This is a genomic window from Pseudoalteromonas sp. XMcav2-N, from assembly GCF_024124545.1.
Classification (GTDB): Bacteria; Pseudomonadota; Gammaproteobacteria; order Enterobacterales; family Alteromonadaceae; genus Pseudoalteromonas.
Window position 1 is genome coordinate 234900 of sequence record NZ_JAMXSF010000006.1, and the last position, 22387, is coordinate 257286.

General features: G+C 48.3%; 16 protein-coding genes. 13 read left to right on the forward strand and 3 right to left on the reverse strand.

What is annotated here, in order from left to right; translation table 11 throughout:
• Positions 1–38: 38 nt before the first annotated feature.
• On the reverse strand, positions 39–1937 hold the full coding sequence (locus NH568_RS10490) for a GGDEF domain-containing protein (RefSeq protein WP_253046862.1): 1899 nt from the start codon (positions 1935–1937) through the stop codon (positions 39–41).
• Positions 1938–2250: 313 nt separating this feature from the next.
• On the opposite strand from NH568_RS10490, the gene panP reads away from it, so the two are divergent.
• Together panP and NH568_RS10500 are read left to right on the forward strand one after the other, a co-directional pair.
• Entirely contained in the window at positions 2251–3879 is a 1629-nt protein-coding gene (panP, locus tag NH568_RS10495; protein WP_253046865.1) for a pyridoxal-dependent aspartate 1-decarboxylase PanP, read from the forward strand.
• A 146-nt stretch (positions 3880–4025) separates the two neighbouring features.
• The gene (locus tag NH568_RS10500) at positions 4026–5060 is read left to right on the forward strand and encodes a sensor domain-containing diguanylate cyclase (RefSeq protein ID WP_138550654.1); all 1035 of its coding nucleotides are present in this window, start codon (positions 4026–4028) and stop codon (positions 5058–5060) included.
• Here the strand turns inward: NH568_RS10500 and NH568_RS10505 are convergent.
• Positions 5057–8485, reverse strand: a complete 3429-nt coding sequence (locus NH568_RS10505) for a PAS domain-containing hybrid sensor histidine kinase/response regulator (protein ID WP_253046869.1) — start codon at positions 8483–8485, stop codon at positions 5057–5059. The genes NH568_RS10500 and NH568_RS10505 overlap by 4 nt on opposite strands.
• 366 nt (positions 8486–8851) lie before the next feature.
• Between NH568_RS10505 and NH568_RS10510 the strand changes: the two genes are divergently transcribed.
• From NH568_RS10510 to NH568_RS10560, 11 genes are all read left to right on the forward strand, one after another.
• Positions 8852–9115, forward strand: a complete 264-nt coding sequence (locus tag NH568_RS10510) for a DUF4212 domain-containing protein (protein ID WP_010383473.1) — start codon at positions 8852–8854, stop codon at positions 9113–9115.
• Positions 9116–9126: 11 nt separating this feature from the next.
• Positions 9127–10851, forward strand: coding sequence for a sodium:solute symporter family protein (locus tag NH568_RS10515; protein WP_253046987.1), 1725 nt, complete (start codon positions 9127–9129; stop codon positions 10849–10851).
• A gap of 85 nt (positions 10852–10936) precedes the next feature.
• On the forward strand, positions 10937–12775 hold the full coding sequence (locus NH568_RS10520; RefSeq protein WP_253046872.1) for a DUF294 nucleotidyltransferase-like domain-containing protein: 1839 nt from the start codon (positions 10937–10939) through the stop codon (positions 12773–12775).
• Complete coding sequence (locus NH568_RS10525; RefSeq protein ID WP_253046875.1) at positions 12772–13389, forward strand: 3'-5' exonuclease; 618 nt, start codon at positions 12772–12774, stop codon at positions 13387–13389. The genes NH568_RS10520 and NH568_RS10525 overlap by 4 nt, the downstream gene beginning before the upstream one ends.
• A gap of 156 nt (positions 13390–13545) precedes the next feature.
• Entirely contained in the window at positions 13546–14559 is a 1014-nt protein-coding gene (gene epd, locus NH568_RS10530) for an erythrose-4-phosphate dehydrogenase (protein ID WP_253046878.1), read from the forward strand.
• Positions 14560–14591: 32 nt separating this feature from the next.
• Entirely contained in the window at positions 14592–15770 is a 1179-nt protein-coding gene (locus NH568_RS10535; RefSeq protein ID WP_253046880.1) for a phosphoglycerate kinase, read from the forward strand.
• 198 nt (positions 15771–15968) lie between these two features.
• A complete protein-coding gene (fba, locus tag NH568_RS10540) occupies positions 15969–17033 on the forward strand; it encodes a class II fructose-bisphosphate aldolase (RefSeq protein ID WP_054014697.1) in 1065 nt (354 codons plus the stop codon).
• A 499-nt stretch (positions 17034–17532) separates the two neighbouring features.
• The gene (locus NH568_RS10545; RefSeq protein ID WP_253046883.1) at positions 17533–18474 is read left to right on the forward strand and encodes a porin; all 942 of its coding nucleotides are present in this window, start codon (positions 17533–17535) and stop codon (positions 18472–18474) included.
• A 460-nt stretch (positions 18475–18934) separates the two neighbouring features.
• Positions 18935–19624, forward strand: a complete 690-nt coding sequence (phoB, locus tag NH568_RS10550) for a phosphate regulon transcriptional regulator PhoB (RefSeq protein ID WP_010383464.1) — start codon at positions 18935–18937, stop codon at positions 19622–19624.
• A 56-nt stretch (positions 19625–19680) separates the two neighbouring features.
• Positions 19681–21009, forward strand: coding sequence for a phosphate regulon sensor histidine kinase PhoR (gene phoR / locus NH568_RS10555; RefSeq protein WP_253046885.1), 1329 nt, complete (start codon positions 19681–19683; stop codon positions 21007–21009).
• A 76-nt stretch (positions 21010–21085) separates the two neighbouring features.
• Positions 21086–22054, forward strand: a complete 969-nt coding sequence (locus tag NH568_RS10560; RefSeq protein WP_010383461.1) for a phosphate ABC transporter substrate-binding protein PstS family protein — start codon at positions 21086–21088, stop codon at positions 22052–22054.
• Positions 22055–22124: 70 nt separating this feature from the next.
• Here NH568_RS10560 and NH568_RS10565 read toward each other — a convergent pair whose 3' ends face one another.
• A complete protein-coding gene (locus tag NH568_RS10565) occupies positions 22125–22364 on the reverse strand; it encodes a hypothetical protein (RefSeq protein ID WP_253046888.1) in 240 nt (79 codons plus the stop codon).
• Positions 22365–22387 lie beyond the last annotated feature (23 nt).

The following is a 22387-nucleotide window of genomic DNA, read 5'->3' on the forward strand; positions in this document are numbered from 1 at the left end:
CAGCCATGTCTCTATTTCCAGTGATGTGGCTGTCTAAATCAGGCGCTGGCCCGAATGTCTTTACCCATGTTACCAGGGGTGATATTGATGTGTGGCCCCGGCGTACCAATCAGGCTTCCCTCAACCAGTTTTACGTTACAATCCAGCAGTTGTTCAAGCTGATGTTTGCTTTGTACGCCATCCACAAGCAAGGTGATTTGGCGTTCATGACACAGTTTGGCAATATGCTCAATATATTCATGAAGCTGAGTATCTTCGCTCAGTTGTTCAATCACACTGGATGTCAGTTTTACGCTGTCTATGGTGAGTTTTAGTACTCTGCTGATGGTCAGTAAGCCACTGTTACTCGACGCCACCATGATATTCACGCCTTTGCTTTTCAGTACATTGATATACACCCGCATATCGGCAAAGTGCTCAATCACTTCTTGCTCTTCCAGCTCAAAGGTAATTTTGGCCGGTTGCGGGTAGCGCCGAAGCTGAGCAAAAATAAACTCCATCATTTGCGGATCGGCCAGATCCTGCCAGCCCAACTGCATGCTCCAGGCATGATGCGATTTACGAAAATGTGCGGTGCACAACTCTAACATCACTTTGGTCAGTTGCGAGCTTAATCTGGAGTGGCGGATAACGTCTGAAAAGGAGTCTGGCCGTAAGATCAGACCCTGTTCAGTCAGCACCCTGGGTGTGCAGTGGTATTGTTCAACCACTTTACTCTGTGTGCCCATACGTGGCGTAAAGTAGGGAAGAATACGGTGCTGCTCAAACGCACTTTGCACCGTTTTTGCAATGGCAATATGCGACTCCTGAATGGTCTTTATCTGTGTCGGGTCTTGGCCATACAAGCATACGCGTTGCTGCTTTTGCTGCGCCTGACGACAGGCGATAAACGCATTTTCCAGTAACAGGCGTTTATTGCCACTGGCGATCCCTGCGGTGACCTGAATATATAAATGTGGATCCTGCAAGATGGGGGTAGTGGTCGGGAACTCATTAATCAGACTACTCAGATAATGCTCCCCTTTATTGGCATCACTGAGCAGCACCAGCTTGGCGGTCGCAAGGCGATAGACTTTAAATGGCACGGTAAACTCACTGAAGTGGGTCATCACTCTACGCATGATCTCATCGCCAACATCGGTACCATAAAAGCTCACAATTTCTTCCAGCTCTTTAATTGCGATAATGGCCAGGCTCAGATGCTGATTTGGGTTTTTGGCCAGATCCTGCTCCAGAGCCAGGCGGTTCGGGAACCCGGTACGCGCATCGGTAGTTAGCGTTTTTCTGAGTATTAATAAATACATACCGGCAACCAGCAAAGCAATTGCAAAGAAAAAACAAGCCGTAAATAAGGCTTCTTTAACACTTTTGGCCAGCTCAGTTTGAATATGCGAGGTTTTAATGTCTGCGCCAGTGAGATAGACCCGTCCGTCACGCGTCACATAAGGAATAAAAATGGTTTTAAAGTGCCCCCATTTATCTTGTGAGACTTCGTATAAAGGCTGAGTTGAGCGAAAAGCGCTTTTATTTACCGCGGTGGCTTCTGCATACAAGTCCAGCTTTCGGGTGACTTTGTCCTGTAAAACGTCACTCTGAGTGTAACTGGAGGCGCTGAACCGTACAGAAGGGGCATCATAAATCATGGCATAGACATATTCGACGCCCAGGTGCTGAGCCAGCTGTGACAGCTGGGCACTTTTATGGCGGTATTCTTCGTTGCTGACTTCATTGAGCCTGTCATGATAATCATCGCCCAGTATCAGTTGAGCACTGCGTGCGGCCATCAATAGCTTTTGATCTATGCTCTTAACTATGGTGGTGCGGGTCTGATGGTAGGTATAGAGCACGTACGCCGACAAAGACGCAACAAAAATCACAAAGCCAATGACTATCCAGGTCAGAGATAGCGCCTTTAGGGCAAAATTCCGTTTATTCATGTCAGTTTCCGTTTGAGTCTTCAAGTCTGGTGGCGTGGATTGTTCCTAATACTATCCATTTCTCGCATTGCTGACAAAATATTTAACGAATTTGCGCTAGTTTTGAACCCTAATCCTTACATGAGTCGTACTAAAGGGTTGGGTTGACTCTCTTTACTGTGTCATCAGAGGTTCATCAAAATATCAAGCAGAGTTCATTTTTTTTGACAGCATTGCAGACTTTCCCATCGCTTTACAGTAAAGTTAGTCATTTCGTATCAACTTGGCAAGGTAACTCCCGACATCAGTTACCCACGCATGATTAGGTATTAAAATGGGTCCAAAGCGTTGTGCAGTCGCTTCTGAAGAAAGCTTAATGCGTATCTTTACCGTTCCAGAAGCACCCAGCTCCACGTTAAGTGTGATAGAGCAGGAAATTTCCAGTAATCTGGCTGGCTTTCTGAATGAAAACATCGCCGCAATCGAAAAACCATTGCACGAGATAGAGAAAGACTTTCAGTCGGCAATGATCCCGGAAGAACCGATGTTTGTGTCTGATTATGCTCAGGATATTATGGAGCAACTGGTCGCGCATTCTGTTCATACCGCGTCGCCAAGTTTTATTGGCCATATGACATCCGCATTGCCACACTTTGTTCTGCCGCTGTCTAAATTGATGGTGGGGCTGAACCAAAACCTGGTAAAAATAGAAACTTCAAAGGCTTTCACGCCATTGGAGCGCCAGGTGCTGGGCATGATGCACCATCTGGCCTATGGTGAAAATGACGGTTTTTATGAAAAGTGGATGCACAGTGCTAAGACAGCTCTGGGGGCATTTTGCTCTGGCGGCACCATTGCCAATATTACGGCTCTGTGGATTGCCCGTAACCGTTTGCTGGGCCCGGATGGCAACTTTAAAGGTCTTGCCAGCGAAGGGATCATGGCTGCGATGCTGCATTATGGCTATAAAGGCCTGGCAGTGTTGGTGTCTGAGCGTGGTCATTACTCATTGGGTAAAGCCGCGGATGTACTGGGCATTGGCCGCAGTAATTTTATTGCCGTCAAAACCGATGACAATAACAAAGTGGATGTTAATGCGATGCGTGTTAAAGCGCAGGAGCTAGCTGAAAAAGGCATCAAAGTAATGGCGATTGTCGGGGTCGCGGGTACCACAGAAACGGGTAACATAGATCCGCTGCCAGAAATGGCGGCGCTCAGTCAGGAGCTTGGCTGTCATTTTCATGTTGATGCTGCCTGGGGGGGGGCCACCTTACTGTCTGCTAATTACCGTCATTTACTTAACGGTATTGAGCTGGCTGATTCCATCACGATAGATGCGCATAAACAAATGTACGTGCCTATGGGCGCCGGCATAGTGTTGTTTAAAGACCCCACAGCAACAGACGTGATTGAACATCATGCTGAATATATCCTGCGTAAGGGTTCAAAAGATTTAGGCAGTCATACACTCGAAGGCAGTCGGCCGGGTATGGCGATGCTGGTGCATGCCTGTTTACGCGTGATCGGGCGCAAAGGCTATGAGATGCTGATCGATAAAGGGATCGAAAAAGCGCGGTACTTTGCAGAGCTGATCCGTGAAGAAGAAGATTTTGAATTGGTGTCGGACCCTGAGCTGTGTTTGCTGACCTATCGCTATGTACCAAAGCAGATCCGCCAGGCAATTGAGCGTGCAGATGAGCAAGAGCGCATCGACATTTATGCCGCGTTAAACCGCTTTACCGCCAGTATGCAGAAGCGTCAGCGCGAATCGGGGCGTTCGTTTGTTTCCCGTACCCGCTTAACGCCGCCTCAGTATCAACATCAGCCCACCGTGGTATTCCGAGTGGTACTGGCGAACCCTTTGACCTCAAAACAGATGTTAAAAGAGATTTTGGCAGAGCAAAAGGGGCTGGCGCAGAGTGACCCGGTATTTAAAAAATATCTTGCAAAATACATGGCCTAGTTCGGTCATCCGGTCTTGATGCATACGCTCTGGGCAAGAAAACAATGCATTTTGTCGCAGGCGAGATATTATTAGAGTATAACAATGGTATGGCATCGCAATAAGACGATGCCCTAATTCATCAGCTTTGCGACTTGGTAGTACCTTTGAATCGATTAACTCAGAGCACGCAAAAATTGCGGCGGATCAGCTCGCAAGAGGTCGATGTTTCCGGCGAACATCAGAGCTTTTTGCGAGATATCATTTTTGAGGCAAAATCCTTGCTTCAGGTCGATCGTGTGTCGGTGTGGTTGTTTGACGACATGCATCAGCCGACCAAGTTACTCAATTACGCCAATACTGACTGGCAGGCGGTGCCGCAGCAGTTGCCAGTGTTGACGATTGAAGATTTCCCTACTTATTTTGCAACCATTATCAGCGGCCAGTCTATTGCCGCTGAGGATGCATGCACTGATCCTCGTACCTGCGAATTTACCGATATCTACCTCAAACCTCACAACATAGCGACTATGCTGGACACGGCCATTTTTAAAAATGGCATTGCACTGGGAGTGGTGTGCTGTGAAGGGCTTGCTGATGTACGTCAGTGGCAGGAGTGGGAAGTGACCATCACGGAAATGGTTGCTGATTGTTGTAGCCGTCGTTTGTTGGTACATGAGTTATATCAGATGCAGCAAAAGCTCACCAAAATGGCGTTTCAGGACATGCTGACGGGTCTGAACAACCGTCGTTTCCTGATGGAGCATGCTAAGCGTGAGATGAGCCGTCATCAGCGCACTGAGCGGCCGATGAGCTTGATCATGATGGACCTGGACAGATTTAAACGCATCAATGACGACTTTGGCCATGATGCCGGCGATAAAGTGCTGCAAAAGTTTGCCCAGTGTTGCCTGGATGTGGTGCGCGTGGAAGACTGTTTTTGTCGCTTAGGCGGTGAAGAGTTTGTCGTGTTGTTACCAGAAACCTCGGTCAGCGATGCACATATGGTGGCCAACCGGTTATGCACGGCCGTCCGGGACATGGAAGTGCGTCAGGAAAACATGTTGATCCATGTCACAGCCAGCTTTGGGGTTGCTGAGGTAAACCCCAGTATGCCGTTCAGTCATGCCCTTAAAATGGCTGATCAGGCGGTGTATCGTGCCAAGGCCAATGGCCGCGATCAGATCCAGCTTGCCTATTAACTGCCATGGCTAAGTAGCGCCTTGAGCTTAGCGGGTTTCAGTGGTTTACTCAGGTAGTGGATCTGAGCCTGTTTGGCTTGTAGCTTTAAACTGTCATCGCGGACCGCAGTAATGAGAACGGCCGGGATCCTTGTATCCCAGCACTGCCTTAAATCCTGGATCAGGCTGACGCCATTTTCATCATTATCGAGCTGATAATCCATCAGGATAAAATCCGGTGCCGGATTGTCTGCAGCATATTTCCGGGCTTTGGTTGCCCTGTCAAACATCTGATACCCAAATTGCCACTTATCCAGCAAACTGGCCATGGCGGCCAGGTTTTTGGGGTCGTCATCCACCACAACCAGATTAAGTTGTGTTTTACTGGTAGTCTTTTGCTCCACGCTGCCAGCTTTTTGCTGGAGCTGCTGATAATCTCCCAATGGCACTTCTACGCTGAAGCGACTGCCTTTGCCCGGAATGGAATGCATTTCCAGGGGCATGCTAAGCAGCTCGCACAGCCGTTTTACAACACCCAGCCCCAGCCCCACGCCTTTATTGTCGCCGCTTTGAATACGGTAAAAGTCGTTAAATATTTTCTGTTGTTCGTGTTCGGTGATACCCGGACCTGTATCCCAGACTTCAATGCGAACACTGTGGCTGCGGCGGCGACAAGCCAGCAGAACACGACCATGCTCAGTATATTTGACGGCATTGGACACCAGATTCTGCACAATACGGCGAAGATAGGTAATATCGCTGTGGATCACCTGGTGGCTGGTTCTAACATGCAGCGCCAGACCTTTTTCCTGACACAAAATGGCATATTCACTGGCCAGGGGCGACATGATCTCATCGATGTCAAAATGACGAGGTGTGGGTTTCATCGCGCCCTGTTCCAGTTTAGCAATGTCCAGTAGCGCGGACATCAGATGAACGGTCGAATCCAGGCTGGCACCCAGCTTTTCCAGATTACTGCGGTCGTTACCTTCCAGCTTCTCCTCATTAATCGCAGCCAGGTAAAGGCGAGCGGCATTCAGCGGTTGTAAAATATCGTGGCTGGCCAGCGCCAAAAATCGGGTCTTACTGTCATTGGCGCGTTCAGCCTCTTTTTTCGCGGCAACCAGGGCTTGCTCCGTTTCCTCCCGGCTGGCAATCTGGGCTTTAAGATCCTGGTTTATCAGACGGATTTCTTGTGTTCTTGCCTCAATGCGGTTTTCGAGATCCATGTTGATCTCTTCCAGTGCGTTCTGCGTGTCGATGTGGCTGGTGATGTCAGAGAAACTGGTGACAAAGCCACCTTCTGGCAGCGGGTTACCCGTCATTTCAAACACTTGCCCGTTACTGCGATGTCGAATGAAATGGTGCGATGTGCCATTTTTCAAATGCTGTACACGTTTTTCGACCAGTTTCTCAAGCTCTCCCGGGCCACATTCGCCGCGTTCAGCGTTAAAGCGGATCACTTCCTCAATACTCTGGCCTACTTGTAAAAAACCATCCGGGTATTCAAACATTTCATGATAACGACGGTTCCAGGCAACCAGGTTGAGGTCTTTATCCACCACTGAAATTCCGTGGCTGAGATTTTCCAGTGAGGTGAAAAGCAGGTTCTGGTTGAACTGCAATGCCTGGGTGGTCTCATCGAAAAAGTTGACCACTTCTTCAAAAGCTAGTTGTTTACCCGAAGAAACGGCATGGATCAACGCGCGCGCAGAAGAGGCTCCCAGCACGCCAGTGAGTGCACGCTCACAAAAGGCAATAAAATCCGCGCTCGGATAGGCATTGCTGTCTTCAATATCGTGATTGATGGCATAGTGGCTGAGTAACTGCTGACTGCGCTGGATCCCTAAAAAGGTTTGCAGTAGCACGGTAAAGTCATACACCGTCGCTTTGACGTCTTTGTTGAGGCGTTTGGCAGCGCTGGCCTGTTCCCAGGGGCTGACAAAGGCAGCGGCCTGAATTTTATCTATCAGACGCTCATATGCACCCAACGAGAAGCTGATATAACAGCTGATATTAGCCAGCAGCGCCAGTAAGGTGCCGCGGGTGATGATGGTCTGACGGGTTTCAAAGTCCAGACTGTTACCGGCTTCAATCACCGGAAACATCAGGAATAACATCCAGCATAAAAAGCCCGCCAGCAGACCGGCATAGACGCCATAAGCATGACCTTTGCGCCAGTATAGTCCGCCGACAATGGCCGGAAGTAACTGAGTAACCAGAGAAAAAGCCACCAGGCCCATGTTCGCCAGTGCCTCACCATGGCCAAACCACTGCTGATAGAGGAACGCCAGGACCAAAATGGCGGCAATGATAAAGCGTCGGATCAGCAGGATACGGGTTTTATAGTTGCTGGTCAGGCGATTCTTTTTAAACTTACGCTTTAGCAGCAGGGGCAGCACGACATCGTTAGAGAGCATGGTACTGAGTGTGAGTGTTGCCACCACTATCATGGCTGTGGCGGCGGATAACCCCCCGATAAACACAAAGGTGGTGATCAGCGGATGGCCCTGCATCATGGGCAGTGCCAGTACAAAGCTATCCGCTGCCACGGCCTGACCAATATTAGGATGAATGGCAGCGCTTGCGATGGGCAGTATCATTGCCGCTATCAGGATGAGGTACAATGGGAATGCCCAGCGTGCGGTACGCAGATGACGACTATCCTGATTGTCGACCACAGTCACATGGAATTGTCGGGGTAGGCAGATGATGGCGGCGGCGGCCATCAGTGTCTGGCCGATAAAGTTGAAATTGGAAAAATCAAACCCCTGCCAGTGTGCAAACAACGTCATATCGGCGCTGTTTTGTGACAGTAAAGCCTGTATGGCTATGACGGCAACGGCCATCAGTGCCAGCAGTTTGATCAAGGATTCAAATGCGACGGCGAGCATTAGTCCAGAGCGATATTCGGTTACATCGACTTTGCGGGTACCAAAAAAGATGGCAAACAGTGCCATCAGCAAAGTCCCGGTCATGGCCAGCATGCCCCCTGAGATCGGGGTACCCTGTTGTAGCAACAAAAAGCTGCTGCTCAGGGCTTTGAGTTGCAGTGCAATATAGGGAATAGTGGCCAGCAACGCTATCATGGTCACCATAACAGCGGTAGTCTGACGCTTACCGTAGCGTGCTGAAATGAAGTCGGCAATAGTGGTGATGTTCTGCTTTTTACTGACCAGGATCAGCTTGCGCAAAAAGCCCTGACCAAACATAAAAAGCAGGGCCGGACCAAGCAAAATGGGCAGATAGTGCCAGCTGCTGGTTGCGGCGGTTCCTACTGAGCCATAATAGGTCCAGGAGGTACAATAGATACCGAGGGCTAAGGCGTAAACAAAAGGATGGTGACTGATCCGTGTTGCAGCCGGCGTGGTTTTATCTCCCCAGTTGGCCAGCCAGAATAGTAAGCCGATATAGGCGATGGCAACGAGGATCAAGGCAGCCGTCATAGTGAACCCTTGTGTTAATGCTTGTTATTGTCTTTATGCCTTTAAAGTAGCATCACTTGCGGATAATCCAAAGTGACATAATCACCTGATTTTAAAAAATTATTCGATTTTTATTGAGTTAATTAGACTAATGTCTTATCTCCTGCATACGTGTCCCTGAATTTGCTAACCCTGCCATGTAAACTCCCTAACTAATTGAATTTAAGGTTTTTAATGGTTGTTGAAATTATTTTATTCAGCAGTTTACGTAAACGTAACCTTGCCGTTACGACTAAGGTCTCAATTTCATCTTGACGGGCCATTGCTACAGTCAAAAGGTCATTAACACCAGCACATCGGCGACAGGTGTGTGAAAGGGGACTTATCATGGCTTTTAAAAGTGAAGAACAAGCAAAAGCATATTGGTCAGAGAATCTAGCCTTAATGTTTAAGCTATTAGTAGTGTGGTTTGTGGTGTCTTTTGGATGCGGCATTCTACTGGTTGATGTACTCAACGAGGTCCGCTTCTTCGGATTTAAATTGGGTTTTTGGTTTTCGCAGCAGGGCGCAATTTATACCTTCGTTGCTTTGATTTTTGTCTATGTATTCAAAATGGATGCGCTGGACAAAAAATACGGCGTGGATGAATAAGGAGCGCTATGATGGATGTTCAAACTCTCACCTTTATAATTGTTGGGCTCAGTTTTGCCCTCTACATCGGCATTGCCATCTGGGCCCGTGCCGGTTCAACCAATGAATTCTATGTTGCCGGCGGTGGTGTACCGCCTGTGGCAAACGGCATGGCAACGGCCGCGGACTGGATGAGTGCTGCTTCGTTTATCTCTATGGCCGGTATAATCTCATTTGCCGGTTATGATGGCGGCGTTTATCTGATGGGCTGGACCGGTGGTTACGTACTGCTGGCATTGTGCCTGGCGCCTTATCTGCGTAAGTTTGGCAAATTCACTGTGCCCGATTTTATCGGCGACCGTTACTACTCGCAGGTGGCACGGGTTGTGGCCATTCTGTGTGCTATTTTTATCTGTTTCACTTACATTGCCGGACAAATGCGTGGTGTGGGCGTGGTATTCTCTCGCTTCCTCGAAGTTGACATCGAAACCGGCGTGTATATCGGCATGGTGATCGTGTTCTTCTACGCCGTACTTGGTGGCATGAAAGGCATTACCTACACTCAGGTTGCACAATACTGTGTGCTGGTTTTCGCCTACCTGGTGCCTGCAATCTTTATCTCTTTGATGATGACAGGTCACTTACTGCCGCAAACCGGCTTTGGTGGTACTCTGGCGGATGGTTCCGGAACCTATTTGCTGGATAAACTCGACGGGCTCAGTACCGAGCTCGGCTTTGCGCAATACACCGAAGGCTCCAAGAGTATGATTGACGTGTTTGCTATCACAGCGGCGCTGATGGTCGGTACTGCTGGTCTGCCACATGTTATCGTACGTTTCTTCACCGTACCCAGAGTAAAAGACACTCGTATTTCTGCGGCCTGGACCTTAGTCTTTATCGCCATTGTATACACCACAGCACCGGCTGTTGCATCATTTGCTCGCGTGAATATGATTGATACGATCAATGGTAAAGATGGCAGCGGTACGGCGTATGCCGAGGCGCCACAGTGGGTGAAAAACTGGGAAAGAACGGGTCTTATCACCTTCAATGATAAAAATGGTGACGGCAAGATGTTCTATTCTGCTGGTAAGATTGACGATCCGGCGAGCCGTAATGAGGTGAAAATTGATCGCGATATTATGGTTCTGGCGAACCCGGAAATTGCAGATTTACCGGCTTGGGTAATTGCACTGGTCGCGGCAGGTGGTATTGCAGCGGCGCTGTCGACCACAGCGGGTCTGCTATTGGTTATCTCGACCTCGGTCTCTCATGATTTACTCAAACGCACCCTCAAACCGGATATCAGTGATAAGCAAGAACTCCTGGCGGCACGTTTGTCGGCGATGGTGGCCATTGCAATCTCTGCTTACTTTGGTATTAACCCGCCCGGATTCGTGGCGTCGGTGGTGGCCTTTGCCTTTGGTCTGGCGGCGGCAAGCTTCTTCCCGGCGATCATTATGGGGATCTTCTCCAAACGTATGAATAAAGAGGGCGCCATCAGCGGTATGGTATGTGGTATCGGTTTCACTGCGGCTTACATTATCTACTTTAAGTTTGTCAGCCCGGAACTGAATACGCCTGTGAACTGGTTGTTTGGTATTTCGCCTGAGGGGATTGGCATTATTGGTATGTTAGTGAACTTTGGTATTGCTGCCATAGTGATGAAACTGACGGCCGAGACGCCACTTGAAGTGAAGCAAATGGTCGATGGGATCCGTAATCCGAAGGGCTCTTCTGCAGCACACGCGCATTAATACTCACGTGATACTTTCTGATAGCGAAGAAACCAACTACTTCATGGCGAAAGCTGTGGAGTAGTTGTTATTTTTGGGAGGGATTGTGACGGCTCATGTTCAGGATGTGCTGACCTTCGTGCAGCAGCAGGCGCCATTTGGTCAGTTGGCTGACAGCGCGACGGAGTACTTTGTTGATCATCTGGAAATCATTTATGTCAGCGCGCAGAATCAGGCTCAGTGGTTCAAAAGCGAATTACCTCAGCTGTATCTGGTACGCTCTGGTCATTTCGATCTGCGCTCCGAGAACGCTGAGCTGATCACCCGATTGGCCGAAGGGGACTATTTTGGCTACCCTTCGTTGTTGACGGGTGAGCCGATTAGCAATCAACTGGAAGTGGTTCAAGCCGGGCTGGTGTATGTATTGCCACAAGCTGCGTTTGACTTTCTCCGCCGAGAGTATAAACCTTTTGAGCAGTATTTTGTGCGTGCCCACGCCAAACGCTTGTTGTCCAATCACTATAAAGAGTCGACGACGAGCTGGTCGGAGCGTCCGGTCAGTGAGCTGATGAGCCGGGCGGCGGTAACACTGGAGCCGCATGCCAGTATTCAGGATGCGGCCCAAGTCATGAAGAAACATCGGGTTTCTTCGATCATGGTGACACAGAACAAGCAGCTCGTGGGGGTTGTGACTGATCGCGATTTACGAAACCGGGTGCTGGCAGAAGGGGTCGATCCAGCCAGGGTGATCCATGAGATCATGACGGTCAAACCTAAATATATTTTTGAGAACAACCGCATCTTTTCGGCACTTCACCTGATGCTAAAACATAATATTCATCATCTGCCGGTGCTCAATGAAGATCGCACCCCTATGGGTATGATCACCAGCACCGATCTTTTACGCCAGCAAAAAAGCGATCCGGTACAGTTAATTGGGCGGATCTATAAAGCACGCAGCTATAGTGAAGTGAAGCAACTAGCCAAGGAGATCCCGGATCTGTTGAGTGAGTTTGCCAATAAGATCGAAGATATTTCTTTGATAGGGCAGCTACTCAGTGGGTTGAGTGATGCTTTGACCGGGCGTTTGATCGACTTATACCAGCAGCAGCATGGTACTGCACCTACCCCGTTTGCCTGGATCTGTTTTGGCTCTCAGGCTCGTGAAGAGCAAACCCTGCATTCCGATCAGGACAATGGCCTGTTGTTGCCCGAGGGCGTTACCGACGAGCAAAGAGCGTATTTTGCGCGGCTCGGATCGTTTGTATGTCAACAGCTGGATGAATGCGGGATCCGTACTTGTCCGGGAAATATCATGGCGAGTAATCCGGCGTGTCGGGGCACACTCAGTGAATGGTGCGAGCGATTCACAACCTGGATCCATGCGCCGACACCCCATGCCATGCTCAATTGTAAAATCTACTTTGACCTGCGATTTATCACGGGCTCTGATCTGCTATTCGGACAATTCCTGCATCATCTCAACGACATCCCAAAAAACCAGCTGTTTTATGCCGCCATGGCCGCTGATATCAACGTGAATACTGTCCCGATTGGCTTGTTTCATCAGTTTAAACTTCAGCAAGACAAGTATAAGCATAAATATCTGGATCTGAAAAAGCGCGGTGTTGTGATCATCAACGATATTGTCCGTCTTTACGCGTTGCAAGCTGGGATCTGCAAAGCCAATACATTACAGCGCTTAAAGGCGCTGAAAGGACACAAGCTACTCAGTGATGAAGACATTGCCAATTTGCAGGACTGCTGGCGATTTTTGACTCAGCTGCGTTTGCGCACTCAGATTGATCGAGAAGGTTTACCTGAAAACTGCATCAACCCCGGCCATCTGGGCTCACTGGAGCGGCATCAACTCAAAGAGGCCTTTCAATTGGTCAAACAAGCCCAGCAGGCGTGTGCGTTTAAATTTGCCAGGGGCAGCTTGTGAACTGGTTATCACGGTTGCGAAACTGGCATACCTATCGCCAATTGAGGTTTACAGAAGCCGATTTGGTGGTGCTGGATCTTGAATTAACCGGTCTGGATCCTAAACGTGATGAGATTGTCTCGGCTGCCTGGGTGGAGATCCGACAAGGCCGGGTTATATTGAACTCAGCGCGGCACGTGCTGAACAAGGAGGTACATCAGTTGGGGCAAAGTCCGGTGATCCATGGTGTCGATGAACAAGCATTGCAGCAGGGTGATACGTTACGGGCTTTATTGCAGCAACTGGGCAGCTTGCTTGAACAGCGTATTTTGGTCTGTCATAACGCTTTGCTCGATTGGGGGTTCATCAAGCGGGCGTTTGTACATCACGACATTGAGACGCGGCCAAAGCTAATCCTGGATACCATGCAGATAGAGCGGGATCGATTGCTCAGACAAGGACAAACGCTTACGGCAGATTGTTTAACCCTGTCCGCCTGTCGTCAGCGTTATGGATTACCACACGCTTCTGAGCATCATGCACTGAGCGATGCGCTGAGTACGGCTGAACTGTTATTGGCACAGAATAGTCAATTTGGCGGAGCGCATGGCGCGTTGGTTAGACAACTGACATAATTATTTTTGCATATCTCTTACACATTTTTGCCTGGTCGATTACAATAGCGCCATCTTAATACGGAAGACTTGGGATTTTTATTCGTGTGCCGCGTATAAAGTCGGAGTGCCACGCAATTGCCCCAATTTTTCACAACGAGGTGGATCTTCAATTTAATGACTATCAAACTGGCAATAAATGGTTTTGGTCGTATTGGTCGCAACATAGTGCGGGCTTTGTATGAATCTGGTCGCCAGCGAGACATTCAAATCGTCGCGATAAATGAACTTGCCGATCCGCAAGGTATTGCCCATTTGCTCAAATACGATACTTCGCATGGGCGTTTTTCTTTCCCCGTTCATCTTGACGCACCTTACCTGACAGTCGGCGACGATAAAATCCAGCTGTTTAGCGAAGCAGATCCTAGTCATTTGCCCTGGCATGCCCTCGATGTCGACGTTGTTTTAGAGTGCACCGGTGTATTCCATTCTCGTTTTCATGCTCAGTCACATTTGCGTGCAGGGGCAAAGAAAGTGCTGTTTTCTCATCCCGCCGACGCAGATGTTGATGCAACCATAGTGTATGGGATCAATGATAAAGAGCTTCTCCCTGAGCACACCATTGTATCTAATGGCTCTTGTACAACTAACTGTATTGTCCCTGTCATAAATGTGTTGGATGATGCTTTTGGCATCGGCTCTGGCACCATTACGACGATCCATGCATCAATGCATGATCAACAGGTGATCGATGCATATCATCCGGATCTTCGTCGTACTCGTGCGGCAAGCCAGTCCATCATTCCTGTGGATACAAAGCTGGCGAGAGGGATCGAGCGGATCCTGCCAAAATTTCATGGGTGTTTCGAAGCGATTGCCGTTCGGGTGCCAACCATTAATGTCACCGCGATGGATCTGAGTGTGACGCTAAACAGTGATGTGACTATTGAGCAGGTGAATAATGCATTACAACAGGCCGCAAGAGGTCCGTTGCAAGGGATACTGGACTACACTGAGGAGCCGTTGGTCTCGGTGGATTTTAATCATGATCCACATTCCAGTATCATAGATGGTACCCAAACACGCGTCAGCCAGAAGCGGTTGGCGAAATTGTTGGTGTGGTGCGACAACGAGTGGGGGTTTGCAAACCGTATGCTCGATACCGCAGCAGCAATGACACAAGTTAATTAAAAAACCAAGTATCGTTCTTGAAGGAGATGTCAATGTCAGTCATTAAGATGGCGGATTTAGATTTAAACGGCAAACGCGTTCTGATCCGTGAAGATCTTAACGTACCGGTGAAAGAAGGCAAGGTTACATCAGATGCCCGTATCAGAGCGTCTTTACCTACCATCAAACTAGCCCTTGAAAAAGGTGCCAAGGTCATGGTGATGTCTCACCTGGGTCGCCCAACGGAAGGGGAATACGATGCGCAGTATTCAATGCAGCCCGTCGTAGATTACCTAAACGATGCGCTTGAGCAAAACGTGCGCCTGGTAGATAACTATCTGGATGGCGTAGATATCGCAGATAACGAAGTTGTGGTATTCGAAAACGTGCGCTTCAATGTGGGCGAGAAAAAGAATGATGAAGCCCTGTCGAAAAAGCTGGCAGCGTTGTGTGACGTTTATGTAATGGATGCATTTGGTACCGCACACCGTGCACAGGCATCTACACATGGTGTTGGTTTATTTGCCGAAGTGGCTTGCGCAGGCCCGTTACTGGCCGCTGAACTCGATGCATTAGGCAAAGCTCTTGATAATCCGGCACGTCCTTTGGTTGCTATCGTTGGTGGTTCTAAAGTGTCGACTAAGCTGACGGTACTGGATTCATTGTCAAAAGTGGTTGATCAGTTGGTCACAGGTGGTGGTATTGCGAATACCTTTATTGCCGCGGCAGGCAACCCTGTCGGTAAATCTTTGTACGAACCAGACCTGATTGCTGAAGCGAATAAGCTCAGCGAAGCGGCGCGTGCAAATGACGGTGATATTCCTGTACCTACTGATGTGGTTGTTGGTGACGAGTTCTCTGAATCTGCTGTGGCCGAGATCAAAGATGTGGCGGAAGTACGCGACACAGATATGATCTTTGATATTGGTCCGGAGACTGCCAATACTCTGGCTAAAATCATTGCAAACGCGGGTACTGTGGTCTGGAATGGACCGGTAGGCGTGTTCGAGTTTGACCAGTTTGGCAATGGTACTGAAGCGATTGCAAACGCAATTGCTAAGTCTGGCGCTTTCTCAATCGCTGGTGGTGGTGACACATTAGCTGCTATCGATAAGTATGGCGTAGCCGATGAAATTTCATATATCTCGACCGGTGGTGGTGCGTTTTTAGAGTTCCTTGAGGGGAAAAAACTGCCAGCAGTCGCTATGCTTGAACAAAGAGCGAAAGCTTAATCAGGCAAATTGCTGTGGCCTGTGCCACAGCATCATGTTTTCGGGCCGACGTACTGGTCCGGTTTTGGGACTCTCTCACAATTAACTCCCGAAACAAATCGAGTGTGTAGCACTTAACATCTATCCCGTTCAAATCGATGAGTATGACTGCTGAATCGACAATATCAGCTTCACTCATCAACAATTGGAGAAAGCACAATGGCTTTAATCAGTATGCGTCAATTGCTGGATCATGCCGCAGAGCATGGTTACGGCGTTCCTGCCTTTAACGTAAATAACCAAGAGCAAATGCGCGCTATCATGGAAGCGGCAGACAAAACCAACAGTCCGGTCATTGTTCAGGGTTCGGCAGGTGCGCGTAAGTATGCAGGGGCACCGTTTATTCGCCATATGATTTTGGCCGCAGTCGAAGAATGGCCACATATTCCGGTTGTTATGCATCAGGATCACGGCACGTCTCCTGGCGTGTGTCAGCGTTCAATCCAGCTTGGCTTTTCATCTGTCATGATGGATGGGTCTTTACTGGAAGATGGCAAAACACCTTCAAGCTATGAGTACAACGTTGATGTAACACGCCGCACGGTTGATATGGCACACGCATGTGGTGTATCTGTGGAAGGTGAGCTGGGTGTACTGGGCTCACTGGAAACGGGTGAAGCAGGTGAGGAAGATGGTATTGGTGCGGTTGGTAAGCTCACGCATGATCAACTATTGACAGACCCAGAAGAAGCTGCTGACTTTGTTAAGAAAACGGGTGTTGACGCACTGGCTATTGCCTGTGGTACATCGCACGGAGCGTACAAGTTCACACGTCCACCAACAGGCGACATTCTGGCAATCAACCGCATCAAAGAGATCCACGCCCGTATCCCGAATACACACCTGGTAATGCACGGTTCCTCATCGGTTCCTCAGGAGTGGCTGGCAGTGATCAACGAGTTTGGCGGTGAGATCCCGGAAACTTATGGTGTGCCTGTTGAGCAGATCGTCGAAGGCATTAAGCACGGCGTACGCAAGGTAAATATTGATACTGATTTACGTTTGGCTGCAACCGGGGCAATCCGTCGTCACCTGGCGCATAACCCGAGCAATTTTGATCCTCGTAAGTATTTAGCGGAAGCAACAAAAGCCATGACAGAGATTTGTGTTGCACGTTACGAAGCATTTGGTACAGCAGGCCAGGCCGGTCGTATCCAGCCTATCTCACTAGATGATATGCATCTGAAGTACCTGTCTGGCGAGCTGGCTCCTCAGATCAAATAAATACTAACTATTTAAACCCGGTTAGTAGCAAATGCCGCAGCTCTTTGGACTGCGGCATTTTTGTATCTGCAGTTTGGAGCACTCAAGTCGTGTCATCCATTTCACGGCGTAACAATGTCGTTTTATGATCATACTGGGATCAAGATTATACCTAGTTGTCAGTGTTGGGATCAGATCTTGACTAAGTTGGAGTCTAATCTGGATCCTGAGATCGAGATCTTACTAAGTGACGTCTGGGATCTGCGTTTATCTGGCACTGGAATAGATCTAAAATCAATGAGTTAGTAGGTTTGCCTGTTCGGATCCGTCAATTTAGTTGGTAAAAAAATGATCCAAAGAGGATCCGCTTGGTATAAATTTGATCTCAGGCAATCCAGCTTAGAAAAACTCTGATCCGACGGTTCGTCACTTGATCTCTGGACTGGAGCGTCTAGCTTTAAAGGATACTCTATTTTGCTCACATTCTTTTCATTGGGGTCATAGTATGAAGAAATGCTATATGGCTGCCCTTATAGGCTGCTCGGCGCTAATAGTTTGTGCCCAAACACAAGCTGAAGAACTCAAAGTATACGGACGTGCACATTTGGGTGTGGAAAACAGTGACACTGGCAGTGGATCAGACACTTCGGTAGAAAGCTATGCCTCCAGGATGGGGATCAAAGGGAGTGCAGATATAGACACTGGGATCTCCGCCTTTTATAAGCTGGAGTTTCAGGTAGAAATGTCTGAAAACGACAACGATGGTAAGTCGGAAGAGAACATCACGGCACGTTCGCAGTACGTTGGGATTAAAGGCCGGTTTGGTCAGCTCTTGCTGGGTCGTGATGACACGCCAATGAAGAAATCTCAGGGTAAAGTTGACCTGATGAATGATTTCACAGCAGATATTAAAAGCTTCTTCGTAGGCGAAAATCGCCTCGGAGACACCTTGCAATATACGACGCCGTCACTTAATCATCTGAAGTTCACAGTCAGTTATATTGCAGAAGACAACAGTAAGCAAAATGGCGAAAGTGGATTGTCTATGGCGGCAAGCTACGGTGACAGCAAACTGAAAAAAACCGCTATCTACGCCAGTGTAGCCCGTGATGAAGAGGTAGCAGGCCAGGACATCACGCGTGTTACGGTCCAGGGCAAAGTGGCTAAAGTTACTTTGGGGGCCAGCTATCAGCAAAGCGAGGCGATTGGTAGTAATGAGACCGTGGACAGTTATATGGCCAGCGCAGCGCTCAAGCTTGATAACGGCTATAAGCTACTGGCGCAGTACCAAAATTCCGACGGCGCAACGGGTAAGCTGAAAGATTCCGGTGATGCGGCGTCTATCGGGGTTGAGAAGAGCCTGTCTAAACAAGCCAGGATGTATCTGTGGTATACCAAGATAGACCTGGACAACAATCCTGATCAGGACCATATGGCGTTGACGCTGCGTTACGACTTTTAGAGTCTCTTGCTGGCTCTGCACCGATAAGGCGGAGCCAGACATCGTTACCTGGCACTATGCACTGTTGTATCGGGGCAGGCAATATGCTCATAATGAGAAGGCAGGTACAGGCATGGTGAGCCATGTTTAGTCGCCTTTATGCTGATAAGGCCCCGCTACAATGTAAATGAACTTAAATGGCCTGTATGTCATGCCTTACGCATCTTTTACAGCAGCACAACTGCGTTTGTCTTTGTGGTCCGTTTGAAACAAACCTGACTAAACAAGGATTTAAACGGTTTCTCGTTTGAATTGAAGTGTAATTACGATGAAACTTACGCTTTTTCAGTGTCATAGCTTTATGAGCGGTTGGCCCTATTTTTTTCCCAATTGTCATCTTTTATCACTTGGTATTTCATAAAACTGTCATACTTAGTCATAATAATGAAACCCACTTCGGTAACGTAAGAGATAAATGGGAATGTCACGTAAAGTACTGGTAGTTGATGACGAAGCGCCGATCAGAGAAATGTTGGTGTTTGTGTTGGAACAAAATGGTTTTCAGGCCATTGAAGCTGAAGACTATGATTCTGCAATTGCAGCTATGGTTGAGCCTTATCCTGATATGGTGCTATTGGATTGGATGTTGCCAGGTGGCAGCGGTATCCAGATTGCCAAGAAATTTAAACAAAGCGAATACACCAGACAAATCCCCATTATTATGCTGACAGCACGTGGTGAGGAAGAAGATAAGGTCAAGGGATTGGAAGTGGGTGCTGACGACTACGTTACTAAACCTTTCTCTCCAAAAGAATTAATGGCACGGATCAAAGCGGTGATGCGTCGTGTATCGCCAACGTCACTGGAAGAAGCCATTGAAGTACATGGCTTACGCCTTGATCCAATTTCACACCGAGTAACCTCTGCCGGCAACGAGCTGGAAATGGGGCCGACGGAATTCAGATTACTTCATTTCTTTATGACACACCCTGAGCGTGTTTACAGCCGTGAGCAGCTGTTGGATCATGTTTGGGGCACCAATGTATATGTTGAAGATCGCACGGTAGACGTTCACATCCGTCGTCTGCGCAAAGCGATTGCACCACTGGGTCACGATCGCCTGGTACAAACAGTACGTGGTGCTGGTTATCGCTTCTCAAGTAAGCTGTAAAGCATCCGGCGCTATGGTAGGCTAGCCATGGCGCATTCTCTTTAGGATCATTTTGTATGTATAGGGTGATTGATAAACAGGCGTTATTGAAACGCCTGTTTTTGTATTTTCTGCCATTGACCCTGATTGGGATCTTATTAGGCGCACCGTTTGTTTTACTCTTTATCGGTGCCATGGTGCTGTTGATCTGGCATTACCAGCAGCTGTATCGGCTGAGCGATTGGTTGATCAATCAGCGCAGCTTTAACCCGCCTGAGGGATCGGGTGCCTGGGAGCAGATCTTTGAAGGGATCTATCAACTACAACACCGCAATCGCAAAAAGCGAAATGAACTGGCGGAATTGATCCGACGTTTCCGTGAAGGTGCCGAAGCGGTGCCAGATGCAGTGATAGTGATGCAACAGGATCTCAGTATTGTCTGGTGTAACCAACTTGCACTTAAAGTGCTTGGTCTGCAATGGCCAACGGATCATGGCCAGCGTCTCGATAACCTGATCCGCGATCCTAAGTTCGTTAAATATATGCAGGCTCATGATTTTCATGATCCCCTGGAGATGGAATCCGGGCATGGGGGTGAGCGCGTTTTAGAATTTCGGGTTATGCCTTACGCTGAGCAGTTAATGATGGTGGTGCGCGATATTTCCAGACTGAAACAGCTCGAGCAGATGCGCAAAGACTTTGTCGCTAACGTGTCCCATGAACTGCGTACTCCTCTGACGGTGGTCACTGGTTATCTGGAGATGATGGAAGGCGATCAGATGCCGCCGCCGGCAATGTGGAACAAAGCGCATCACACTATGATAGAGCAGTGTAAGCGAATGGACAGTCTGGTTAATCAGCTGCTCTCACTATCTCGTATTGAAGGGCAGCGAAACCAGGACAATGACAAAGCGGTGAATGTGCCAGCCATGCTGACGTTAATTCAGACCGAAGCGAATTCACTGAATCAGGATAAGCATCATGAGATTGAGTTTAGTGTCGACCAGGCACTGGATATCAAAGGATGTATTGATGAACTGCGCAGTGCCTTTTCCAATCTGGTGTTTAATGCCATTCATTACACTAAACCAGGTGGCAAAATCACGGTTAACTGGTACCTGGATGGCGAACGGCCACGCTTTTCTGTGATCGACAATGGCGATGGTATTGCACCTGAGCACATTAACCGACTCACTGAACGATTCTATCGGGTCGATAAGGCGCGCAGCCGTAAAACGGGTGGTTCAGGGCTAGGTCTGGCTATCACTAAACATGTCTTGTCTCGCCATGATTCACATCTGGAAATCGACAGCACACTTGGCAAGGGCTCATGTTTCTCATTTGCCTTCGAAAAAGAAAAACGTATTTTTATGACAAATGCTGAAAGTCATAAAAGTGTCATTTGAGAGTAATTTTATTGTCATTTGTTTTCTGCACAATGTGCTCAGAAATTAAATGGGAAGAACATTTGGAGTGACCCCAATGAAATTTAAAAGCTTAGTTGCCGCAATGGGTGTGGCTGTAACAACACTGGTATCTGCTCAAGCCTCTGCACTTGATAAGAATCTACCTGAGTACAACAAAACCAGCGGTATCTCAGGTAACTTTTCATCTGTGGGCTCTGACACGCTGGCTAACATGATGACGTTCTGGGCGGAAGAATACAAACGTATTTACCCTAACGTAAACATTCAAATTCAGGCAGCAGGTTCTTCTACAGCGCCACCGGCTCTGACAGAAGCAACAGCAAACTTCGGCCCTATGAGCCGTAAGATGAAGTCTAAAGAAATCGAAGCGTTTGAAAAACGCTATGGTTACAAGCCAACTGAAGTACGCGTTGCTATCGATGCTCTGGCAGTCTTTGTACATAAAGACAACCCAATCCAGGGTCTGCGTATCGACCAGGTTGACGCGATTTTCTCATCAACACGTAAATGTGGTGCTTCTGAGCAAGTCGAGCGCTGGAGCGACTTAGGCTTGTCTGGCGACTGGGGCAGCAAAGACATTCAGCTGTATGGTCGTAACTCAGTATCAGGTACTTACGGTTACTTTAAAAAGAAAGCCCTGTGTAAAGGTGACTTCCGTAACAACGTGAATGAGCAGCCAGGTTCAGCTTCTGTAGTACAGTCAATCTCTTCATCAGTGAATGCGATTGGTTACTCGGGCATTGGTTACAAGACATCAGGTGTGCGTACTGTACCACTGTCGAAGAAAGGCGATAACTTTGTTGACGCGACTTTGGACAATGTTGCAAAGGGCAAATACCCATTGTCTCGTTTTCTATACCTTTACGTAAACAAGCACCCGAACAAGCCGCTTTCTCCAATTGAAGCCGAGTTCCTGAAAATGGTGCTGTCGAAAGAAGGTCAGAAGATCGTAGAGAAAGATGGGTATGTACCACTTTCAAGCCAGCTAGCAAGCAAAGAGCTTAAGAAGCTAGGTCTGCTATAAGCATTGCATGGAAAGAAAAAACCGCTCACTGAGCGGTTTTTTTATACCTGTTTTTCGACAAAAATAATGATTAATACAGCGTGCTATTGCGCTGCTGCTGAGTGAGTTGCTCTGCCTGCGCCTTGCATTGATTAAAGGACTCGATGCACCCATCGCTGCACACTTGCATAGCCAGAGACTGAGGGTTAGCACGTTGCTCACAACTTTGCTCACATTGATAGTTTTGCTGTGCGCACTGATTCAGCTCAGGGGAGTTCGTATTACTACAGCCTACCAGTAACAAGGCAATCATTGATATCTGTGGTTTCATGAAACAAGTCCTGCAAGAGAGTA